This window comes from Priestia sp. P5_B4 (assembly GCF_056400385.1).
On sequence record NZ_JBFULJ010001152.1, the window covers coordinates 1 to 995 of the forward strand.

Below are 995 nucleotides of genomic sequence, written 5' to 3' on the forward strand. Positions count from 1 at the left end.
TTCGGAATGTAGAACGCATATAGAAAAGCTGCCATTCTCCCAGCAAGTTCGTTAAATACTTTTGCGCCAATTAAATAAATAAAAATAACGGTTCCAGTGGAATAAAAAATATTTAACAATTTTAATATAAAAATATTATCTCCAAAACAGCGAATAATAACAGATTCATAGAATGAAAAGCCTAGCTGATATACCCATGTAGTAAAATAAACGCTTTGGTTAAATTCGTAATTTCCTTTTGCGATATTACGCGCGGCATCTAACATGACAAGAAAGTCAGATTTTACAGGCGTTTGAACAGAAAGCATCCATGCTAGTCGAATACCTAACGTCAAAACAATCAGTGAAATAAAAAAAACAGTTTTGTTCATGTATCTACTTGCAATTGCTATTAGAAAAATGACAAGGAAAGTGAAAAATATTCCTTCAATAATAAATGAATTACTTAAAGCCAAGCCTTTTAATTCCAATGAATTTGTCATCGCACTGTAACTGCCCCATAGAGACCATGTGAGAATAATGACACATAAAAAGATCAGGCTTTTGGATAAAAATGAGTTAAGCATATTACCTCCTGCAAATTATTTCAAAGATAAGGTACAAAATTCCTACCCTATGATACCATATTTTATTATTTTGTATATATTTTTCTTATAGAGTATAATATTAGATTGTTCTGAAATTACAACAGCAGCATAACATTTGATAAAAGGGTAAGCGGAGTAGGCAGTGATTTAGTAATAGATAAAAGAGGTTGGGAAAAAAGGATTTTAGTCGAAGTGAAAAACGAACCATTGATCATCATGTTTGATTAGTGGTTGGTTTTTTTATGGTGAACGTAGGTTTCATTTGTTTAGTTCCTTCCGGCAGTTGATTGGAGGGCAAGACGAAGACTCCTGCGGGAAAAGGGGAACAGGTGAGACCCCGCAGGAGCGTAAGCGACGAGGAGGCTCATCGGCCGCCCGCGGAAAGCGAAGTCTTGCACGGAAATCAAC

Annotated in this window: 1 pseudogene; it reads right to left on the minus strand. The window is 35.3% G+C overall.

Annotated features, from left to right (window positions below):
• Window positions 1–566: pseudogene (locus tag AC1DRF_RS29540) on the minus strand (hypothetical protein); the annotation flags it as partial.
• Between the last annotated feature and the right edge of the window lie 429 nt (window positions 567–995).